Below are 20,908 nucleotides of genomic sequence, written 5' to 3'. Positions count from 1 at the left end.
GAATCAGAGCAAGTTAACCAGTACCGGTTTCCATTAATGTTGAAATTTTAGGGTGATGGACATTGCTTTCCAGACCAGCGATGCACTGAGCAAGATATCTGCATCACTATTTACGCAATTCAGAGCGAGAAATATCACAGTGATGAAATACGGACTCTGCAACATCATACATTGCATTGTACTAGTTATAGCCGTTGCTGAATCTCTCTGTTCATAGCAAGACATTATAGTAAACGATGTCGATTAAACTCACATGCTAGTGTATGAAAAGTCTGATGATTTATACCTTCTAATAAACATAGCGAGAAATTAGTAACTTCCGCTCTTGGCACAAAGCGGACTTGCAACAGGGTACACCTTCTGAGAGCGCATAGTGGAGATTTGCAAGGAATCCCTGACATCATAAAGTTTTAATCAACGTGAAGCTGCCCAGTGATCTTCGTCTCGGATTTTTCAAATACCAGCAGCTTACTGCCTTATGCAGACGCACAGTCACGTGCAAAGCCGGGCATTTCATCATCAAGCGCATGTAGTGCTAACTGCCGCTGATTTCCAGTGCTGTTCACTAAGTTAAAAATACAAAATGTGTGTCTTCCTCACACCAGTCAAGACATGCTTGTTTTATATACAAAGGCTGATGGAAGGGTTTTCAAATTCTGATCATTGCGTTGTTTACCGTTTGACGATTTTGATCATTATCCAGTGACTAGAATTCATGATCATATCCTTCAGGGACCGTTATAAAAAATCACATCCAGGGCTTAATTAACATTGGGTCAAAAAGCCCTTTGGGAAAGTTGAACAGATACTGTCGGACGGTAGTAACATTTAAACTATAGAAATCTGCATATTCTCTGACGTTACAATGCCTCAGCCATGCATCACCGTAGTAGTTATCAAAATGCTGAGCCCAGATATTACTCATTGGCTGTCGCGACAACTGGCGATACGCTGTGCGTTGAGGAAGCTGATGCTCAGAAATGTATTCCTGAACCGTAAGCCGCTGCTGCTGGTGGAACTGCCGACGATGATAAACCCAAAACAGCACACGGATTGCTGCACCTCCACAATTATGCAGATTGTTGTACATCAAGCGTTTAGGAAGCTTATGCGCTTGTGCATATTGTTGCTGCGTTATGCCACTTAAAATTGCTTCACGACGATAATTTTGTTTGTGGTAAGCCCACTGGATGCGCCACGTATCGCTCCAGAAGTTGTAGTCCTTGTAATGCACGTCGCACTCTATGGCAGGCAGCAGGAAACGCTCAAACAACTCATCCAGCGTTGCAGGCAGAGCATGCAGGTGCTGCTTTCTTTGCAGACGCTGTTCATCAGTCAGCGGCACAATTTCATAACCGGTTAGCCAGTCAATGCCGCCTACATAAGTCTTCATCTTACGATTAAGAGAGTAGGGCATCGCAATTTTTGCATTGTACTCCTCTTCTATCTTTTCCATCTTTACCAGTCTTCATAGGTGCTTATAGCCAGCGTGCTAAAAGCCACGGATTAATTAAATTAGCCGGGTAGTTACACAAATAGCAGCTTGCAGTAGACGGATTTAGGTAATACCAGCGGCAATACTGTGAAACGCTTATATTGCATGGCCAGTAATAGCGGTAGTAGCGCTCAAAATGACGGTGCCAGTGAGGGTTCAGTTTAGTGCCAGCCACGACGCTATTATCGTCAGGCAGGCGGCCCCTGAGTGTACTAAAACGCTGCAGCGCTCGTCTGAGCGCCTTCATTGGCAGTAAGGCAGCCTTATCTAATTGTTGGCTATCTGACAAAGTTAATGCCGTAGGCTTACCAGCAGAGTGCTCTACGGGAGTGAAAAGCGAATCCAGCTTTCCGGGAAGGGGACAATGCGCTTGTGCCCGATCAAAATCAGCAATCTGAGTACGTAATTGCGCAGTTTTAGTGTGTTTGGCTTTGTTTAAAAACGGGTAATGCCGGGTTCCGGAACGCGCAATGTCTTTAGCAATTCCTTCCTTAGAGTGCTGCTTAGCAAAGTAACTCACCCGCAGTAGCAATGCGGCCATAGCCTCAGTGTCGTTCTTTCGAATTAAGTAGTAACCATGCTTTGGAAACCAGACCGTTCCGCCCGTTGCTATTTTCCAGCAGCTCTCCACCAGCTTATTAATTTTAAGAGGATGACGCACGCAGTTACCATCAACCATCAACAGGTAATGATAATGCTGTGCTGGTGCCTGATTCTGTTCTCTGACCCAAAACACCCGAGCAAAGCTTTTGGGATACTCCTTCCTTAGAGCAGGAATCAATAGCTGATGAAAGCGGGTAATAACGCGGTTGTCAGCCGTGTACTGATGCAGATGAAAATCATAACGGATTGCCAGAAAGCGAGAGCAACTGGCATAAGTTCTATCAACTGCCTTGAACAAAGAATTCATGATCTTCACATCCTGCTGACACTCTTCAGGCATGACTGGCCAGAGAACATCGTCATACAGAAACTCGCCTTTAGCCCGGATATCCGGATAAACCGTACCGCGCGTAATATTATTAATTACCGGTTCCTGATGGGTTGAATCCAGACTGCCAGTTTTACTGTTTATCATAGGGTTACGGATGTATCAGAATGACAGATTGATAACGATTTGATGCGCTGATTGTTTCAAATGGTTGCATCAGCAGATAAAAAGAAAGGCTGGAAATCCCAGCCCCTCTTACAGATTTAGTAGCAGTTATCGAGCCACTGTTCATATTGCGTGACTGTCCAGCCCATGGTTCTTCCGGCGCGTTTTTTTGGCGCAGGGAATTCACCACTGTTTGCCCAGCGGTAAAGAGTAGTACGACTGCAATTCAAAAGAGCCATCATTTCATGAATGCGTATTAGGCGTTGGGGCCCGGGAAGATGGCTGACAGTTGCAGATAAAGAATTGATGTGTTTCATGTTAGGTCTCTCGGTAAAGAATTAAGATGAAACGTATCTTAAAAACCGAGAGAGTTTATGTCGTGGATACCTTAGAAAGATACCTTGGTGACCTTTGTTATCCTACTGATTAAGAAGATTTAATTTTCTTGTTTTTTGCATCTGTCTCTTTTCAACCCGCAACTGATGAAGATCAGTCACATCGCGTTCAAGCAGGCTAATCGCTTCCCGAAGAATTTTCAGGCATTGCTCTTCACTCATTGGAAAACACCTTTCCGCTGGCCAGAATAGCGGGATCTTATTTTCGACCAACCTCAAAAGCTCCGGTGCTTTTGGCAGTAAATCCTTTGTATAGGTGAGTCTGTTTTTGTCGTACAAACTGGCTATAACAGCGATGAAAAACTCTTCCCGTTTAGCTGCATAAGTTTCGGCTTTCTCTATAGGGGCAGCCAGACGTTTTTCCAGCGCCTCAATTTTTTCTTTAAGTGACAGATTTTCAGCTTTCAAGTCCAGGGTATCTTGTTCAAACATCGGTGCTTCTGGCCTTGCAGTATCAAGCGGAAATCCAAGCGCGTCAGCAATTTCTGTCCGCAGAAAACCACAATCAGCCAGCTTATCACTATTCATGACCTCATCACTTACCGCCCGCAGTGCCGCCTCGGCATTAGGATAATAGTCAGGAGCTCCTATGTTTGGCGCGCCATGTTTATCCAAAAGCTGGTATGGGGCAACGGGTGAAGTGCCATACCAGCTTTCATATCTGAACCAGTACAGCGAAGGCTGATGCTCTGAACGTCGATACTTTTTCAACGCTAAAAGACACAGGGCGTTGTAGCTCTGATCGGGATAACGCTGTTTGAGCTGTTCAAAAAGAGTCTTAACACTGATGAAGCGTTCTGTATCGGACCGGCGCGCGAGTTGCTCATTACGCAGTTGCTGAATGGAATCGTCGAAACTCATGGCTTGTTTTTGTCCTGCAATCCTGGGGGGCAGATAAGGCTGTCTTAATGATTGAATGTGGATGGCTGTCAGGCTTTTCAAAAAAGGAAATCAGGTTTCTGGCAACTGTCCAGCCAGACATTTAAACCCACACTGCTTACGTCACCCAGCCATTCACTTACGTCACCCACTACATCACCTGATTCGCGCCCAAAGAAAAAGGAGTCAGACGATTTCTCATCTAACTCCTTGTTTTATTTGGTGGCCCCTGCTGGGTTTGAACCAGCGACCAAGCGATTATGAGTCGCCTGCTCTAACCACTGAGCTAAGGGGCCAGTAGTGCGGGGATTATAAAGTATCTGGCAGAGGCGATCCAGCGTTCACCGATCGGTTGGTGAAAATTAGCACAATGGTGAGTGATTGATATTAATGAAAAAATCCGCATGCTGCTGTGACAGGAGTGATTGCCACAGCAGTTTGAGCGCTTTTTTGCTGCACAGGCGGTAAAAGAAATCGTTAACTGGCCGGGCGGCGGGTGCTGGGTTTTCACTTATCGCAATCGCCACGCTTTCCCCATCCCGCTGAATACTCTACGCTTTAAGCACGTTTACCAGGCATTCAGAGGCGTATGCAACCCGACCACGACATTCGCGATATTCTCTCGCACGATCTGCAGGTGCTGTTCTGCGGCATCAATCCCGGCAAGTCATCTGCGCATACCGGTTACCATTTTGCGCATCCCGGCAACCGCTTCTGGAAAGTGATCTATCTGGCCGGCTTTACGCGCGAGCTGCTGAAGCCGGAGCAGGAGCGGCGGCTGCTGGAGACCGGCTGCGGCATCACCGCGCTGGTTGAGCGTCCCACCACGCAGGCGAGCGAGCTGAGCGGCGATGAGCTGCGCGACGGCGGGCTGCGGCTGCAGGATAAAATTTTACGGTATCAGCCGCGGGCGCTGGCGGTGCTGGGCAAGGATGCGTATCAGCGTGCGTTCCGGCAGCGTAAAGTGGAGTGGGGCGAGCAGCCGCAGCCGCTGATGGAGACGCGCATCTGGGTGCTGCCAAATCCCAGCGGCCTTAACCGCGCTTCACTGGAAGAGATGGTGGCAGCGTATCGCCAGCTGGCGGATGCGCTGGGTCTGCCGGAGCGCGGGCAATAAAAAACCCCGGCGTGCCGGGGTTTTTGTTTTCCTGCAGACGATTAATCGTCGAGGAAGCTGCGCAGCACTTCCGAGCGGCTCGGGTGACGCAGTTTGCGCAGCGCTTTGGCTTCAATCTGACGAATACGCTCACGCGTTACGTCAAACTGCTTGCCCACTTCTTCCAGCGTGTGGTCGGTGTTCATATCGATACCAAAACGCATACGCAGGACTTTCGCCTCGCGCGCGGTCAGGCCCGCCAGCACGTCGTGGGTCGCAGAACGCAGGCTCTCAGAGGTAGCAGAGTCCAGCGGCAGCTCCAGCGTGGTATCTTCGATGAAATCGCCCAGATGTGAATCTTCGTCATCACCAATCGGCGTCTCCATGGAGATAGGCTCTTTGGCGATCTTCAGCACCTTGCGGATCTTATCTTCCGGCATCAGCATGCGCTCAGCCAGCTCTTCCGGCGTCGGCTCGCGGCCCATCTCCTGCAGCATCTGGCGCGAGATACGGTTGAGCTTGTTGATGGTCTCAATCATATGCACCGGAATACGGATGGTACGCGCCTGATCGGCAATAGAGCGGGTGATCGCCTGACGGATCCACCAGGTGGCGTAGGTTGAGAACTTATAGCCACGGCGATATTCAAACTTATCAACCGCTTTCATCAGGCCGATGTTGCCTTCCTGAATCAGGTCAAGGAACTGCAGGCCGCGGTTGGTATACTTTTTCGCGATAGAGATAACCAGACGCAGGTTAGCTTCAACCATCTCTTTTTTCGCGCGGCGCGCTTTCGCTTCGCCGATCGACATGCGACGGTTGATGTCTTTAACCTGTTCGATGGTCAGGCCGGTCTCTTCCTCAATCTGCAGCAGCTTCTGCAGCGAGCGCATGACATCTTCTTCAACATCTTTCAGCTTTTCAGACCACGGCTTGTTCATCGCCAGGGCTGCTTTAAACCAGCTCTCACTGGTTTCATTACCGGTGAACAGCGTAATAAAGTTCTTCTTCGGCATTTTGCACAGTTCGACACACAGCTTCATGATCAGGCGCTCTTGCGTACGCACGCGCTCCATCATTTCACGCATGTTGTTTACCAGGTAGTCGAACTGCTTCGGCACCAGGCGGAACTGCTTGAAGACTTCAGAAAGGTTATTGATTTCTGCAACGGCATCAGCGTGGCTGCGGCCTTTCGCCTTAATAACGGTGCGGGCTGCTTCATACTGGGTGCGCAGCTCAAGGAACTTCTCGCGCGCCAGTTCCGGATCGATAGAGTTGTCGTCGTCGCTGCTGTCGTCGTCGTCGCTCTCTTCATCTTCCTCTTCGTCGTCATTGCGATCTTCTTCAGACAGCTCAGAACCAACGTGGGTGGCAGTGGGGGCGAGATCTTCTTCAGCGTTAGGATCGACAAAGCCGGTGATGAGATCGGACAGGCGTGATTCGCCCGCTTCCACACGATCGTACTGATCGAGCAGGTAGGTAATAGCTTCCGGATATTCGGCAACAGAGCACTGCACCTGGTTGATACCGTCTTCGATACGCTTGGCGATGTCGATTTCGCCTTCGCGCGTCAGCAGCTCTACGGTACCCATTTCACGCATATACATGCGCACCGGATCGGTTGTGCGCCCGATTTCAGATTCAACGCTGGATAAGACCTGCGCGGCCGCTTCTGCAGCATCTTCATCTGTATCGGAGCTGTTCTCATTCAGCATCAGATCATCGGCATCAGGGGCTTCTTCCACCACCTGGATACCCATATCGTTGATCATCTGGATGATGTCTTCGATCTGATCGGAGTCGACGATATCTTCCGGCAGATGGTCATTGACCTCAGCATAGGTCAGATAGCCCTGCTCCTTACCACGGGTGACAAGCAGCTTAAGCTGTGACTGCGGGTTTTGCTCCATAAGACGGTATCCACACTTCTGTTAATTAGATTGGTGTCGGTCGGCAGCGAGCCAACTATAACAGTGAAGGCATTATGTTTTTGCCGCTGCCTTCAACGCGGCCAGGGCTGCAGCCCCTTTTAGTTCGGCACTTAAGCCGCTTGATATTCGGTCTGAAATCGTTGTGCTCCGGTTCCGCTTATATGGCGTGTAAACCGAAAGCCGCAGGCCAGAACGGGGAATACTCCGCCATTCTGGCCTGGCTGAATCTTATTTTTTCGCTAATGCCTGGCTTAATGCCCAGAATTCGCGCCGCTCAGCGGCACTGAGCCCTTCGGTACGCTCACGCGCAATCAGCGCTTCCAGGCGCTGCTCCAGCGCAGCATCATATATACTTGCCAGCGAGTCCTGAAACACCGCTTCGGCTTCCTCATCCACTATCATGTGGTTCCAGGTGGCCAGTGTTTCAAGGGGCTGGCTAAAATTTGTCCCGCGATATAACTCTAGTAGCTGTCCGGTCGTCAGGCCAGGATTCTCTGTGCAGCGGCTGACCAGGTCAACAAACAGCGACAGGCCGGCAAGTTTTGACTGCGCCAGCCCGTCAAGCGTGGGCACAATCGTCGCAAACTGCGGATTCTGCACCAGCAGCGCAATCAGTACGCGCATCGTGGTGCGCTTCAGCGGCGGCGCGACGGGCGGCATCGCGTTTTCTGCCGCCTTTGGCATCAGCTTGTCTAACTGGTTATCGTCCAGAATGCCGAGCTTATTACCCAGCGTCTGGCGCATATAGATCCGCAGCGTTTCGCCCGGGATCTGACTAATCAGCGGCAGAGCGAGCGTCGCCAGCTTGGTGCGACCATCGCGGGTGCTCAAATCCACCTGTGGCATCAGGCTGTCAAACAGAAACACCGAGAGCGGCATCGCCTGCTCCATGCGTGCTTCAAACGCTTCTTTTCCCTCTTTACGCACCAGCGTATCGGGATCTTCGCCATCAGGCAGAAACATAAAGCGTAGCTGACGCCCGTCATTCATGTAGGGCAGGGCGGTTTCCAGCGCGCGCCAGGCGGCTTCGCGACCGGCCCGGTCGCCGTCATAACAGCAGATAACCGTGTCAGTCGAGCGGAACAGCAGCTGAATATGTTCAGCCGTGGTGGAGGTCCCCAGCGACGCCACGGCATAATCGATGCCGAACTGTGCCAGGGCGACCACATCCATATAGCCCTCCACCACCAGCAGGCGCGCCGGCTGAGGATGGTTTTTTTGTGCTTCATACAGGCCATAGAGCTGGCGGCCTTTATGGAAAATCGGTGTTTCCGGCGAGTTCAGATACTTAGGCGTATCATTACCCAACACGCGTCCGCCAAAGCCAATCACGCGACCACGCTTATCGCGGATCGGGAACATGACGCGATCGCGGAAGCGATCGTAGCTGCGGCCTTTATCATTGGTGACCAGCATGCCCGCTTCCATCAGCGACTCGCGGTCTTCCTGCTGCTCTCCGAAACGCTTCAGCACGTTATCCCAGCCGGCAGGCGCATAGCCAATCGCAAAGTGATCGATCACCTGCTGGCTGAGCCCGCGCGAGCCTAAATAGCGCTGGGCCGCCTCTGCTCCCGGACTGCGGAAGCTTTGCTGATAGAAACCATCCAGTTTCTCCAGCAGCTGGTAAAGACTCTGACGCTGATGACGCTCAATCGGGCTGGGGCCGCTGCCTGTTTCGTACGGCACTTCAAGGCCGTGCTGGGTGGCGAGTTCCTCAACGCTTTCGACAAATTCCAGACGATCGTGATTCATCAGGAAGTCGATAGCGTTGCCTTTGGCACCACAGCCAAAGCAGTAGTAAAACTGCTTTTCACCGCTGACGGTAAAAGAGGGGGTTTTTTCGTTATGGAATGGACAGCACGCGTGATAGTTCTTACCCTGCTTTTTCAGCTTAACGCGGGCATCGATAAGATCCACGATATCCGTGCGGGCAAGTAAATCATTGATAAAAACGCGTGGAATTCGTCCAGCCATAAGCCCCGATTTTTTTCAGCTCTTAAACGGCAACAAGCCGCGCTTCCTTTCGGAAAGCACGGCCTCTTACTTGACTCTGTCTGCGTTTAACACGCGGCGGAAGCGAACTTCCGAAAGAAATTAGTACAGACGAGTGCGGCGTGCGTTTTCGCGAGCCAGTTTCTTGGCGTGACGCTTAACTGCTGACGCTTTAGCGCGCTTACGCTCGGTCGTTGGTTTTTCATAAAACTCACGACGACGAACTTCAGCCAGAACGCCTGCTTTCTCGCAGGAACGCTTGAAGCGACGCAGTGCTACGTCGAATGGCTCGTTTTCACGTACTTTAATTACCGGCATGTAACTCTCACCTCGATAAAATTCGGTTTTTGCTGCTGACTGCGGCGTCAGCACATCTCAAAATGGTGCAGCATTTTACTCCAGCCGGGGCCGGCTTGTAAAGCACCATGGACAATTTAGAACCAACAGGAGCGTTTGCCTGTGCGGCTGCCGGTTTTTTCAGGCCGTGGAGTATAGCGCACTCTTTGTGCGGCAGAAAAACACTTTTTCCCGTCAAAGTAGTCCGGCGGCAAATTTGCCTGTGCTACACTGCGCGCCGCAAGAAGAGGGTGATAAAGCTATGCGAGTTCTGGGTATTGAAACGTCCTGCGATGAAACCGGCATCGCGATTTATGACGATGCGTCCGGTCTGCTGGCGAATCAGCTGTATAGCCAGGTGAAGCTGCATGCTGACTACGGCGGCGTTGTGCCGGAACTGGCATCGCGCGACCATGTACGTAAAACGGTGCCGCTGATACAGGCCGCGCTGAAAGAGGCAAACCTGCAGGCCAGCGATATCGATGCGGTCGCCTATACCGCCGGTCCGGGTCTGGTGGGTGCACTGCTGGTCGGCGCCACGATTGGCCGTGCGCTGGCGTTCGCCTGGAATGTGCCGGCGGTCCCGGTACATCATATGGAAGGCCATCTGCTGGCTCCGATGCTGGAGGAGAATCCGCCGGCGTTCCCGTTTGTCGCGCTGCTGGTCTCCGGCGGACATACGCAGCTTATCAGCGTCACCGGTATCGGCGAATATACGCTGCTGGGCGAGTCAATCGACGATGCGGCGGGTGAGGCGTTTGATAAAACGGCCAAGCTGCTGGGTCTGGACTATCCGGGCGGCCCCATGCTGTCGCGCATGGCGCAGCAGGGTGTTGCGAACCGCTTCCGCTTCCCGCGTCCGATGACCGATCGCCCGGGCCTCGATTTCAGCTTTTCAGGGCTGAAAACCTTTGCGGCAAATACTATTCGCGAGCATGACGGCGACGAACAGGCGCGGGCAGATATCGCCCGCGCATTTGAAGATGCGGTCGTGGATACGCTGATGATCAAGTGCAAACGCGCGCTGGAGCAAACCGGCTTTACGCGGCTGGTGATCGCCGGTGGCGTCAGCGCCAACCGCACGCTGCGCGCGCGAATGGCAGAGATGATGAGCGCACGCGGCGGCGAGGTGTTTTATGCCAGGCCTGAGTTCTGCACCGATAACGGCGCGATGATCGCCTATGCCGGCATGGTGCGTCTGAAGGGCGGCACACGGGGTGAGCTCGGCGTCAGCGTCCGTCCGCGCTGGCCGCTGGCGGAACTGCCCGCTATCTGAAAATAAAAAACCGGCGCGCAGCCGGTTTTTTTTATTCTTTCTTTTTTTTCCGTTTCCAGACGCGATTTTCCTGTCCGCGCCAGAGCCGCTGAATATTGTCATGATGCCGCAGCAGGATCAGGCAGGAGAGCATGGAAACCGGAAACGTAAACTGCGGCTTGAACCACCAGACGTAGAACGGGGCGATCAGCGCGCTGACAATGGCACCCAGCGAGGAGTAGCCGCTCAGCAGCACGGTCAGCAGCCACGTCCCGGTCATCAGGCCGGTAAGATCCCAGCCAATCGGCGCAATCGCGCCAAACGCTGTCGCCACGCCTTTGCCACCGCGAAAGCGGAAAAAGACCGGATAGATATGACCCAGGCAGGCAGCTATCGCGGTCAGGCCAAGATACATAGGCGTCACGTGCAGCATCCAGGCGATCCAGACCGGAACCATTCCTTTGGCCACATCAAATATCAGTACCGCCGCTGCTGACGCTTTGCCGCCGATGCGCAGGACGTTTGTGGCGCCAGGGTTACCGGAGCCTGAGATACGCGGATCGGGCAAGCCTGCGAGTTTACAGACCAGTATCGCACTGGAAATCGAGCCGCAAAGATACGCGAAAATAATCATACCAAGCGCGATAGCACTCATAGCGTCGTACCGTTCCTTTTGGGTCGTTTTGTTGCCGGTAAGCGTGGATAATACGCATAATCCGCCGGAAGTGGTATCCGGCCTGGCCAAAAACAGAGAGTGACATCATGGATATCGTATTTATAGAACAACTCACCGTGTTCACCACCATTGGCGTATACGACTGGGAACAGGGCATGCAGCAGAAGCTGGTGCTCGATGTCGAAATGGCCTGGGACAACCGGCGTGCCGCGGCCAGCGACGATGTCAGCGACTGTCTGAGTTATGCCGATGTCACCGACGCCATCCTCTCGCATCTGCAGGGAAACCGGTTTGCGCTGGTCGAGCGCGTCGCAGAAGAAATCTGCGATCTGTTGATGAATCGTTTCAAAACGCCCGGCGTGCGTATCCGGGTAGGTAAGCCGGGTGCAGTAGCCCAGGCGGCGAGCGTTGGCGTGCGTATTGAGCGCGGGACAATTCCTAAATAAACCCCCTGTGATTGCCATCACAATGAAACCAAATCAAATTATGGTGTGTCTTAGCTGAGGCCGTTGCGTTAAGCGAAACGAAGTGGCAGAAAACTCTAAGGTTTTCTTCAGATCAACGCCGGCATAATTTCAGGCGGTAGCAGTTTGCGACCGCCTTTTTACTGTTTAAAACGGATAGGGGAAAATTTTGATGGCAGATATGCATCAGCTATGGGTCGCTGCGATCCTCGGGGTCGTCGAGGGGCTGACCGAGTTTCTGCCGGTCTCATCCACGGGCCATATGATTATTGTCGGGCACCTGCTGGGATTTGAGGGCGATAAAGCAGAGACGTTTGAAGTGGTGATCCAGCTCGGATCGATTCTGGCAGTGGTCGTAATGTTCTGGCGACGTCTGTTTGGCCTGATCGGTATCCATTTTGGTCAGGAGCGTCATGAAGGCACCGGTACCGGTAAGCTGACGCTGATCCACATTCTGCTCGGGATGATCCCGGCGGTGGTGATCGGTTTACTGCTGCACGATCAGATCAAAACGCTGTTTAATCCGATCAACGTCATGTATGCCCTGGTGGTGGGCGGTGTGCTGCTGCTGGCGGCAGAGTTCCTGAAGCCAAAACAGCCAAAAGCGGTGGGCGTGGATGATATCACCTATCGTCAGGCGTTTATGATTGGCTGCTTCCAGTGCCTGGCGCTGTGGCCGGGCTTTTCCCGCTCGGGTGCGACGATTTCGGGCGGTATGCTGATGGGCGTCAGCCGCTACGCAGCGTCGGAATTCTCTTTCATTCTCGCCGTGCCGATGATGATGGGCGCGACCGTGCTGGATCTCTACAAAAGCATGGGCTTCCTGACGATGCAGGATTTCCCGATGTTCGCAGTGGGCTTTATTACCGCGTTTATCGTGGCGCTGCTGGCAATCAAAGTCTTCCTTGAGCTGATCAAGCGTATCTCGTTTGTATCGTTCGCCATCTATCGCTTTATCGTTGCAGCAGCGGTTTACGCCGTGTTTATGTAACAGCGGTTGCGCGGCGGGTTATGCCGGCCGCGCACCAATCAGCGTCTCTTCGATAGCCGCAATCCGGCGCCTGCCCAGCTCTTCCCGCACCTCTGCGCCTTTAAAGCCTGCTGCAATCACCTGCTGCACCGGTACCGCCTGCGCGAGCGCAAACGCCTGACGCAGATAGTTACCCTGCGGATAGGGCATACTCTCGAGCGTGGCGCGTCCGCGCGCGTCCGCCTCACTGGTCAGCGCCATCTTTTCCACCCGCTCCGGCTTACGCCAGGCGTCGATGCGATCAAACAGCGCCACCAGCGCCGCCGCTGACTGTCGCTCAATGGTGTGCACGATGTCATGGAACTCTGTCACGATCAGCGCCAGATCGCGTACGTGATTAGGGACGCGCAGCCGCTGGCACAGAGCGGCGACAAGCGGGACACCCGCCAGGCCATGACCGTGATGCGACGGCCACTTCTCCGGAGGAGTCAGCGCCTTGCCGACATCGTGAAACAGCGTAGCGAAGCGCACGTCAAGCTCATCAGAGAGCGCGGCCGCCAGCGTCAGCGTCATCAGCGTATGCACACCGGTATCGATCTCCGGGTGCCACTTCGGCGGGGCAGGAATGCCGTACAGATTATCGATCTCCGGAAAGAGCACCTGCAGTGCGCCACAGTCGCGCAGCGCCTGGAAATAGACCTGCGGATTGCGCGTCAGCAATGCATTTTCCGTCTCTTTCCAGACGCGCTCTGCCGTCAGATGCGCCAGCTCGCCGCTGGCAGCCATCTCTGCCATCAGCGCCTGCGTTTCAGCGGCAATGCGAAAGCCAAGGTGGGCATAGCGGGCGGCAAAGCGCGCCACGCGCAGCACGCGCAGCGGATCTTCGCTGAACGCTGCCGAAACGTGACGCAGCGTGCGGCTGGCAAGATCGCGCTGGCCGTGGCAGGGATCGATCAGGCTGCCATCTTCCGCCTGCGCGATGGCGTTAATGGTCAGATCGCGCCGCTGCAGATCCTGCTCCAGCGTGACGTCAGGCGCGAAGTGCGTGATAAAGCCGGTGTAGCCGCTGCCCTGTTTGCGCTCGGTGCGCGCCAGCGCATACTCTTCACGGCTGTGCGGATGTAAAAAGACCGGAAAATCGCGGCCTACCTGCTGATAGTTCTGCGCCAGCATCTCATCAGGCGTGGCGCCAACCACCACCCAGTCACGATCTTTTACCGGCAGCTGCAGTAAGGCATCACGCACCGCACCACCGACCAGAAAGGTTTTCACTCAACAACTCCAGAGGTATTCAGATAACTGCGCGTCAGGCGCCTGTTTCGTAATTGTTGCATACTTTGGTGGAAAAGCGGGCATGCGAAAGGGGGCATCTGGCGATCCCCCCGGACAAACGGCTGGCGTACGGCAGATTAATTCATCCAGCGATCTTTCTTTTTACGGCGCGGCACCATATGTGGCAGCAGCAGGCCCAGCAGCAGGCCAACGCCCAGTACGCCGCCCCCGTACATAAACCACTGCATAATGATGGTGCGCTGTTTGTCATCCAGCTGTACGTTGGCTGCGCTCACTTTTTTCTGCGCCACAATCAGCTCATTTTTGAGCTTCTGGTTTTCCTGTTTCAGACCATCAATCGTGCCGTCGCTGTTAGCGACTTTGTTCTGCATTTCTGACGTGCGCTGATTCCAGCTGTTGTCGATATTAGCCAGCTTGTCAGTCAGATCTTTAACCTGCTGCTCCAGCTGTGGCACGCGGGTGCGCAGGCTTGGGGTCGCGCTGAGCTGCGACAGCGGGATCCAGTTGGTTTTGCCTTCTGCATCGCGGATTTGCGCATACTGCGCATCGCTGTTGGTCTGCAGTACGGTAACTTCTTCCCCGGCGTTCAGCTTACCGACCAGGCGATACTGATCGCCCGGACCGCTGCGTACCCAGGTTGATAACTCATCGGAGATATAACGCTTTTCATCAGCAGCGTGAGCGGGGGTGATGGCGCTGAAAGCCAGCAAAGAAAGGGCGGCAAGTGTAATTTTTTTCATTCGATGTCGTATTTTCTTGATGGGCGTAAATTTACCGGCACAGTCTGGAGTTGCCTCGCATAAATCTGAATGAGAACTATCCTGGTCTCAATCCGGCGCGAAAAGGGGCGTAAAAGCACAAGAAAGCCGAGACAGCGTGCTTGTGGTGCATTACTCTCGCCAGATTAACCGTATAAGTGCCAGCAGCGTAGTAAATAAAAAATTATGACCACTGAAATCGAATTAAAGTTCATTGCCACCCCGCAGGCTGCCGCCACCCTGGCAGAGACACTGGCCGCCTGGCCGCATCAGCATGAAGCCGCCCGCGAGCTGACGAATATCTATTATGAAACGGACGACAACCAGCTGCGCCGCTGGGATATGGGGCTGCGCATCCGGGGTGTGGACAAGCGTTATGAGATGACGCTTAAGGCGGCGGGTCAGACGCTGGGCGGTCTGCATCAGCGCCCGGAGTACAACGTGGATATAACGGCGCCGCAGCTTGATATCGCCCGGCTGCCGGCAGAGATCTGGCCGCAGGGTACTGATATTGCCACCCTGCAGCAGCGGCTGCAGCCACTATTCAGCACGCATTTCCGGCGCGAAACCTGGACGGTAGAGGCAGGTAACAGCACGATTGAAATTGCCTTCGATCAGGGCAGCGTGGCGGCCGGCGAGCTTAGCGAACCGCTGTGTGAAGTTGAGCTGGAGCTTAAACAGGGCACGCCTGCCGATCTGCTCAGGCTCGCGCAGACGCTGGCAGCGGGCGGCGGACTCCGTCCCGGCAGCCTGAGCAAAGCCGCGCGTGGCTATCAGCTGGCGCAGGGCGACGCGCTGCGTCCGGTTCGGGCGCTGCCGCTGCTGAAAGTGACGCCAAAAGCGACAGTAGAGCAGGGGATGATCGCCGCGCTCAGCGCCGCGCTGGATCACTGGCAGTATCATGAAGAGGTCTGGCTGCGCGGTAATCCGGCTGCGCGACACGCCGTGCTGGAGGCGCTGGAAACGCTGCGTCAGGCGTTTTCGCTGTTTGGTGCGCTGGTGCCGCGTAAGGCTAACAGCGAGCTGCGCCAGAAGCTGACCCGTCTTGAGGAGCTGCTGCAGGATGATGCTATCAGTGCGGAAACCCTCTGTTTCTCTGCCACCTCAGTCGAGGCGCAGATGGCGCTGACGTGCTGGCTGGCAGAAGCGCAGTGGCAGCCGTGGATCGACAGCAAAAACCAGATCAAGCTGCAGGGCTCTTATAAACGCTTTTGCGACATCATGCTAAGCCGCGTGGCAGCGGATCTGCGGGAAACCTTTACGGATGTAAAACTGGTCAGCGAGTTTCAGGATAAGGCCACGCGTCTGCAGCGGCAGCTGCTGGCTGTCTGTCTGCTGGCGGCGGCGTATCCGGCTGAAGAGGTGTGTCAGTGGATGGCGGGATGGCAGGAGCTGCAGCTCGCCATCCGGGAAAAACAGCAGCACGGCCTGATTCAGCTCGCTACGATGGCCATGCGCCAGCCGCCATTCTGGCTGAGCAGCGGCGTCAGGCGTTAACAACACTATGTAAAAATTCAGGGAGAGAGGATGCAGTTACCGTTACCTTCGCTGATGCAGGCGCAGCTGGCCGGCATCGCAGAACGCCTGCAGCTGTCGCTGCCGGCGCTGACGTCTGAACAGGCTGGCGCGCTGGCCTTCAGTGACTTTATCGCAGATAACCTGCAGCAGCAGCCAGCATGGTGGCAGCAACTGCAGCAGCAGCCTCCTCAGCCTGATGAATGGCAGCACTATGCTCTGTGGCTGCAGCAGGCGCTGCAGCATGCGGATAGCGAGGCCGCGCTGATGCGTGAGCTGCGCCTGTTCCGCCGGCATATGCTGGTGCGTATCGCCTGGATGCAGGCGCTGCAGCACGCCACGACCGAACAGAGCCTGACGCAGCTTAGCGTACTGGCAGAAAGCCTGATCGCTGCCGCCCGCGCTCGCGTGTGGCAGGATTGCTGTCGCGATTTTGGCACGCCCTGCAACGAGGCGGGCGAGCCGCAGCCGCTGCTGATCCTCGGCATGGGCAAGCTGGGTGGCGGAGAACTCAACTTCTCCTCTGATATCGATCTGATCTTTGCCTGGCCGGAGAGCGGCGTCACGCGCGGCGGGCGACGCGAGCTGGACAACGCACAGTTTTTTACCCGCATGGGGCAGCGCCTGATAAAAGTGCTGGATCAGCCTGGCGTCGATGGTTTTGTTTACCGCGTGGATATGCGACTGCGTCCGTTCGGCGATAGCGGCCCGCTGGTGATGAGCTTTGCGGCGCTGGAAGATTACTATCAGGAGCAGGGGCGTGACTGGGAGCGCTACGCCATGGTCAAAGCGCGTCTGATGGGCGACGATCGCGGCGAGTGGAGCCAGCCGCTGCAGCAGATGCTGCGGCCGTTTGTCTATCGCCGCTATATCGATTTCAGCGTGATTCAGTCGCTGCGTAACATGAAAGGGATGATCGCGCGTGAAGTGCGCCGTCGCGGCCTGAAAGATAATATCAAGCTGGGTGCCGGCGGTATCCGCGAAATCGAATTTATTGTGCAGGTATTTCAGCTGATTCGTGGTGGACGTGAGCGCTCACTTCAGTCGCGCTCACTGCTGCCAGTGCTGCAGGCCATCGGTGAGCTGGAGCTGCTGCGTCCGCAGCAGGTCAGTCAGCTGCATGACGCCTACCTTTTTTTACGCCGGCTGGAGAATTTGCTGCAGAGCATCAATGATGAGCAGACGCAGACGCTGCCGCAGGATGCGCTCAACCGGGAGCGTATGGCGTGGGCGATGAACTGCGCCGACTGGGAAGCGCTGACGGCACAGCTAACGGCGCACATGGCCGCCGTACGCGCGGTGTTTGATGAGCTGATTGGCGACGATGCCCCGGACGTTGATGACCAGCCGGAACTGGCGGAATTTGCGGCACTCTGGCAGGACACGCTGGAGGAGCATGAACTGACGCCGGTGGTGCCGCAGCTGAATGAAACGCAGCGGCAGCGTTTTTTTTACGTGCTTAATGACTTCCGGCAGGATGCCAGCCGGCGCACAATCGGGCCGCGTGGCCGGCTGGCGCTCGACCAGCTGATGCCGCGCCTGCTGGGGGAGATCGCTTCGCGTGAGGATGCCGACAGCGTACTGGAGCGCCTGACGCCGCTGCTGCTGGGGGTACTGACGCGCAGCACCTATCTTGAGCTGCTGACTGAGTATCACGGCGCGCTGCGTCACCTGATCCGTCTCTGTGCCGCCTCACCAATGATTGCCAGCCAGCTGGCGCGCTATCCGCTGCTGCTGGATGAGCTGCTCGACCCCGCCACGCTGTATCAGCCCACTGCCACTGACGCCTACCGTGACGAACTGCGGCAATATCTGCTGCGTATTCCGGCAGAGGATGAAGAGCAGCAGCTGGAGGCGGTGCGCCAGTTCAAACAGGCGCAGCTCTTGCGTATTGCCGCAGCAGATATCGCCGGAACGCTGCCGGTAATGAAAGTAAGCGATCACTTAACCTGGCTGGCAGAGGCGATGATCGAGTCGGTGGTGCAGCAGGCCTGGCAGATGATGGTACAGCGCTATGGGCGGCCATCACATCTGACGCGTGACGATGAGCGCGGCTTTGCCGTGCTCGGCTATGGCAAGCTGGGGGGCTGGGAGCTTGGCTACAGCTCCGATCTCGATCTGGTGTTTCTGCATGATTGTCCGGAGAGTGCAGAGACTGACGGTGAACGCGTCATCGACGGAAGGCAGTTTTATCTGCGTCTGGCGCAGCGCATCATGCATCTCTTCAGCACCCGCACCGCCTCCGGTATTTTGTATGAGGTGGATGCCCGCCTGCGTCCTTCTGGCTCAGCAGGCATGCTGGTCAGCACCTTCGACGCCTTTGAAGAGTATCAGCGTAATGATGCCTGGACCTGGGAGCATCAGGCGCTGGTGCGTGCGCGTATTGTCTTTGGTGAGCCGGCGCTGATGGCGCGTTTTACGCAGATCCGCCACGCTATTCTCAGCCTGCCCCGTGCAACAGCACCGCTGCGGGCTGAGGTACGTGAAATGCGCGAAAAGATGCGTGCGCACCTGAGCAACAAACATAAAGGGCGCTGGGAGATAAAAACAGATGCAGGCGGTATTACCGATATTGAATTCATTGCCCAGTATCTGGTCTTAGCGTCAGCGGCGGATCGGCCGGCCCTGACGCGCTGGTCAGATAACGTGCGCATTTTTGCTCTGATGGCGGAGCACGATATTATGCCCGCGCAGGAAGCGCAGGCGCTGACGCATGCTTACGTCACGCTGCGTGATGCGCTGCATCATCTGGCCCTGCAGGCGTTGCCGGGTCACGTGGCACCGGATCGTTTTGCCCGCGAGCGCGGCATTGTCAACGCCAGCTGGCAGCGCTGGCTGGGCACGGTTGAGCCAGACAGTTGAGGCGTGCGGCGGCATCTTACCCTGCGGCGGGTATATGGTATTATCCGCGCAATATTTTGAGCGTAGTCTGGAGTCTCTGAAATGAAAGTAACACTGCCCGCGTTTGGCAAGGCCACCGTACTGGTTGTTGGCGATGTGATGTTAGACCGCTACTGGTATGGCCCGACCAGCCGCATTTCACCCGAGGCGCCGGTGCCGGTCGTCAAAGTGGATACCATTGAGGAGCGTCCGGGCGGCGCGGCCAACGTGGCAATGAACATTGCCGCGCTGGGTGCCGCATCGCGTCTGATTGGGCTGACCGGTGAGGATGATGCCGCGCAGGTACTGAGCCGCACGCTGGAGCAGGTTAACGTCAGCTGTGACTTTGTGGCGCTAAAAACGCATCCCACCATCACCAAGCTGCGCGTGCTGTCGCGCAACCAGCAGCTGATCCGGCTGGATTTTGAAGAGGGCTTTGATCAGGTCGATCCGCAGCCCATCCACGATCGTATGCGTCAGTCGCTGTCACAGGCTGGCGCGCTGGTGCTGTCAGACTACGCTAAAGGTGCCCTGAGCAGCGTCCAGACCATGATCGGGCTGGCCCGCGAAGCGGGTGTACCGGTACTGATCGACCCGAAGGGCACCGACTTTGAGCGCTATCGCGGTGCAACCCTGCTGACGCCAAACCTGTCTGAATTTGAAGCCGTTGCCGGCAAATGTAAAACCGAAGCGGACATCGTCAGCCGGGGAATGCAGCTGATCGCTGACTATGCGCTCTCAGCGCTGCTGGTGACCCGTTCTGAAAACGGCATGACGCTGCTGCAGCCGGGTAAAGCGCCCCTGCATATGCCGACGCAGGCGCAGGAAGTCTATGACGTGACCGGTGCCGGCGATACGGTTATTGGCGTCCTGGCCGCGGTCCTTGCGGCAGGTGACACGCTGGAAAACGCCTGTTTCCTTGCCAACGCGGCGGCAGGCGTCGTGGTGGGCAAGCTGGGAACCTCCACCGTCAGTACGGTGGAGCTGGAGAACGCTATTCATGCACGTCCCGAAAGCGGCTTTGGCGTGATGACGGAGAGCGAGCTGAAAACCGCCGTGGCTCAGGCGCGTCAGCGCGGCGAGAAAGTGGTGATGACCAACGGCGTGTTTGACATCCTGCATGCAGGACACGTCTCTTATCTCGCCAATGCCCGCAAGCTGGGCGATCGGCTGATTGTGGCGGTGAACAGCGACGCGTCAACCCGACGTCTTAAAGGCGAAACCCGGCCGGTTAATCCGCAGGAGAACCGGATGATCGTGCTGAGCGCACTCGAAGCGGTGGACTGGGTCGTACTGTTTGAAGAAGATACGCCGCAGCGTCTGATTGCCGATGTGCTGCCGGATTTGCTGGTGAAAGGCGGAGATTACAAGCCGGAAGAGATCGCAGGCAGCAAAGAAGTGTGGGCCAACGGCGGTGACGTACGCGTGCTTAACTTTGAAGATGGCATCTCCACCACCAACATTATTAAAACGATCCGCAGTCACTGAGCAGACAGCCGGGGGCAGCAGCCACCCGGCTGATAATATTTACTGTGGCGTATCGATTTTACCGGCCGGATCGGGCGTCACCACTGCTGGCGCCGGTGCCGCCGGGCTTTCACTCTCCAGTTTAGCCAGACGCTGCTCCAGGGCTGCCAGCTTTTCGCGGGTGCGCAGCAGGACCTGAGTCTGCACATCAAACTCTTCACGGTTAACCAGATCCATACGGGTCAGCTGCGCCTGCAGAACCTGCCGGATTTTCTTCTCCACGTCGTCGCCAAAGTCGCGGATGCCTTTCGGCATCGCTTCATGGACCTGGCGCGCCAGTTGTTCAATTTTTTTGTGTCGATCATGGTTATTTCCTGATTGCGGTGGCTGTGAGCAGCACGTTTTCCGAC

18 protein-coding genes and 1 tRNA gene are annotated in these 20,908 nt (G+C 55.5%); 7 read left to right on the top strand and 12 right to left on the bottom strand.

Going from position 1 to position 20,908, the window contains the following annotated elements; translation table 11 throughout:
• Positions 1 to 748: 748 nt before the first annotated feature.
• The 5 genes from HA43_RS03570 to HA43_RS03550 all read right to left on the bottom strand — a co-directional run bounded on the left by HA43_RS03570 (position 749) and on the right by HA43_RS03550 (position 4,161).
• A complete protein-coding gene (locus HA43_RS03570; protein ID WP_094110982.1) occupies positions 749 to 1,456 on the bottom strand; it encodes a hypothetical protein in 708 nt (235 codons plus the stop codon).
• 22 nt (positions 1,457 to 1,478) lie between these two features.
• Positions 1,479 to 2,573, bottom strand: a complete 1,095-nt coding sequence (locus HA43_RS03565) for a YagK/YfjJ domain-containing protein (protein ID WP_094110981.1) — start codon at positions 2,571 to 2,573, stop codon at positions 1,479 to 1,481.
• Positions 2,574 to 2,689: 116 nt separating this feature from the next.
• Positions 2,690 to 2,908, bottom strand: coding sequence for a helix-turn-helix transcriptional regulator (locus HA43_RS03560; protein WP_094110980.1), 219 nt, complete (start codon positions 2,906 to 2,908; stop codon positions 2,690 to 2,692).
• A gap of 102 nt (positions 2,909 to 3,010) precedes the next feature.
• Positions 3,011 to 3,847: a hypothetical protein gene (locus tag HA43_RS03555; RefSeq protein WP_094110979.1), complete on the bottom strand. Its 837-nt coding sequence runs from the start codon at positions 3,845 to 3,847 to the stop codon at positions 3,011 to 3,013.
• Positions 3,848 to 4,085: 238 nt separating this feature from the next.
• Positions 4,086 to 4,161: transfer RNA gene (locus HA43_RS03550), tRNA-Ile, on the bottom strand.
• Between the two features lie 293 nt (positions 4,162 to 4,454).
• On the opposite strand from HA43_RS03550, the gene mug reads away from it, so the two are divergent.
• On the top strand, positions 4,455 to 4,982 hold the full coding sequence (mug, locus tag HA43_RS03545) for a G/U mismatch-specific DNA glycosylase (protein WP_039380244.1): 528 nt from the start codon (positions 4,455 to 4,457) through the stop codon (positions 4,980 to 4,982).
• Positions 4,983 to 5,023: 41 nt separating this feature from the next.
• Here the strand turns inward: mug and rpoD are convergent, their stop codons facing one another.
• The 3 genes from rpoD to rpsU form a co-directional block, all read right to left on the bottom strand.
• Positions 5,024 to 6,871 (bottom strand): RNA polymerase sigma factor RpoD, encoded by a 1,848-nt coding sequence (rpoD, locus tag HA43_RS03540; RefSeq protein ID WP_039380242.1) that lies wholly within the window; start codon positions 6,869 to 6,871, stop codon positions 5,024 to 5,026.
• 249 nt (positions 6,872 to 7,120) lie between these two features.
• Positions 7,121 to 8,866, bottom strand: coding sequence for a DNA primase (gene dnaG, locus HA43_RS03535; protein ID WP_094110978.1), 1,746 nt, complete (start codon positions 8,864 to 8,866; stop codon positions 7,121 to 7,123).
• 120 nt (positions 8,867 to 8,986) lie between these two features.
• Complete coding sequence (gene rpsU, locus HA43_RS03530) at positions 8,987 to 9,202, bottom strand: 30S ribosomal protein S21 (RefSeq protein ID WP_001144069.1); 216 nt, start codon at positions 9,200 to 9,202, stop codon at positions 8,987 to 8,989.
• A 280-nt stretch (positions 9,203 to 9,482) separates the two neighbouring features.
• Between rpsU and tsaD the strand changes: the two genes are divergently transcribed.
• Positions 9,483 to 10,496, top strand: a complete 1,014-nt coding sequence (gene tsaD, locus HA43_RS03525) for a tRNA (adenosine(37)-N6)-threonylcarbamoyltransferase complex transferase subunit TsaD (RefSeq protein ID WP_094111032.1) — start codon at positions 9,483 to 9,485, stop codon at positions 10,494 to 10,496.
• 31 nt (positions 10,497 to 10,527) lie between these two features.
• On the opposite strand, the gene plsY is transcribed toward tsaD, so the two are convergent.
• Positions 10,528 to 11,130: a glycerol-3-phosphate 1-O-acyltransferase PlsY gene (gene plsY / locus HA43_RS03520; protein WP_039380238.1), complete on the bottom strand. Its 603-nt coding sequence runs from the start codon at positions 11,128 to 11,130 to the stop codon at positions 10,528 to 10,530.
• A 107-nt stretch (positions 11,131 to 11,237) separates the two neighbouring features.
• Here plsY and folB point away from each other — a divergent pair, with 107 nt between their 5' ends.
• Together folB and bacA are read left to right on the top strand one after the other, a co-directional pair.
• Entirely contained in the window at positions 11,238 to 11,597 is a 360-nt protein-coding gene (gene folB, locus HA43_RS03515; RefSeq protein ID WP_039380236.1) for a bifunctional dihydroneopterin aldolase/7,8-dihydroneopterin epimerase, read from the top strand.
• Between the two features lie 190 nt (positions 11,598 to 11,787).
• Positions 11,788 to 12,606: an undecaprenyl-diphosphate phosphatase gene (bacA, locus tag HA43_RS03510; protein ID WP_039380233.1), complete on the top strand. Its 819-nt coding sequence runs from the start codon at positions 11,788 to 11,790 to the stop codon at positions 12,604 to 12,606.
• 18 nt (positions 12,607 to 12,624) lie between these two features.
• Here the strand turns inward: bacA and HA43_RS03505 are convergent, their stop codons facing one another.
• Together HA43_RS03505 and HA43_RS03500 are read right to left on the bottom strand one after the other, a co-directional pair.
• Positions 12,625 to 13,857 (bottom strand): multifunctional CCA addition/repair protein, encoded by a 1,233-nt coding sequence (locus tag HA43_RS03505; RefSeq protein ID WP_094110977.1) that lies wholly within the window; start codon positions 13,855 to 13,857, stop codon positions 12,625 to 12,627.
• Between the two features lie 137 nt (positions 13,858 to 13,994).
• A complete protein-coding gene (locus HA43_RS03500) occupies positions 13,995 to 14,618 on the bottom strand; it encodes a TIGR04211 family SH3 domain-containing protein (protein ID WP_094110976.1) in 624 nt (207 codons plus the stop codon).
• Positions 14,619 to 14,822: 204 nt separating this feature from the next.
• On the opposite strand from HA43_RS03500, the gene HA43_RS03495 reads away from it, so the two are divergent.
• The 3 genes from HA43_RS03495 (at position 14,823) to hldE (ending at position 20,519) form a co-directional block, all read left to right on the top strand.
• Positions 14,823 to 16,133 (top strand): CYTH domain-containing protein, encoded by a 1,311-nt coding sequence (locus HA43_RS03495; RefSeq protein ID WP_039380227.1) that lies wholly within the window; start codon positions 14,823 to 14,825, stop codon positions 16,131 to 16,133.
• Between the two features lie 30 nt (positions 16,134 to 16,163).
• Positions 16,164 to 19,013, top strand: a complete 2,850-nt coding sequence (gene glnE / locus HA43_RS03490) for a bifunctional [glutamate--ammonia ligase]-adenylyl-L-tyrosine phosphorylase/[glutamate--ammonia-ligase] adenylyltransferase (protein ID WP_094110975.1) — start codon at positions 16,164 to 16,166, stop codon at positions 19,011 to 19,013.
• 81 nt (positions 19,014 to 19,094) lie between these two features.
• On the top strand, positions 19,095 to 20,519 hold the full coding sequence (gene hldE, locus HA43_RS03485) for a bifunctional D-glycero-beta-D-manno-heptose-7-phosphate kinase/D-glycero-beta-D-manno-heptose 1-phosphate adenylyltransferase HldE (RefSeq protein WP_039380223.1): 1,425 nt from the start codon (positions 19,095 to 19,097) through the stop codon (positions 20,517 to 20,519).
• A gap of 39 nt (positions 20,520 to 20,558) precedes the next feature.
• Here hldE and ubiK read toward each other — a convergent pair whose 3' ends face one another.
• The gene (ubiK, locus tag HA43_RS03480) at positions 20,559 to 20,846 is read right to left on the bottom strand and encodes a ubiquinone biosynthesis accessory factor UbiK (RefSeq protein ID WP_280173558.1); all 288 of its coding nucleotides are present in this window, start codon (positions 20,844 to 20,846) and stop codon (positions 20,559 to 20,561) included.
• Positions 20,847 to 20,908 lie beyond the last annotated feature (62 nt).

It is taken from the genome of Pantoea eucrina, assembly GCF_002095385.1.
Taxonomy (GTDB): Bacteria; Pseudomonadota; Gammaproteobacteria; order Enterobacterales; family Enterobacteriaceae; genus Pantoea; species Pantoea eucrina.
Note: the sequence above shows the minus strand (reverse complement) of the source record. Positions and strands in the feature narration are given on the sequence as shown.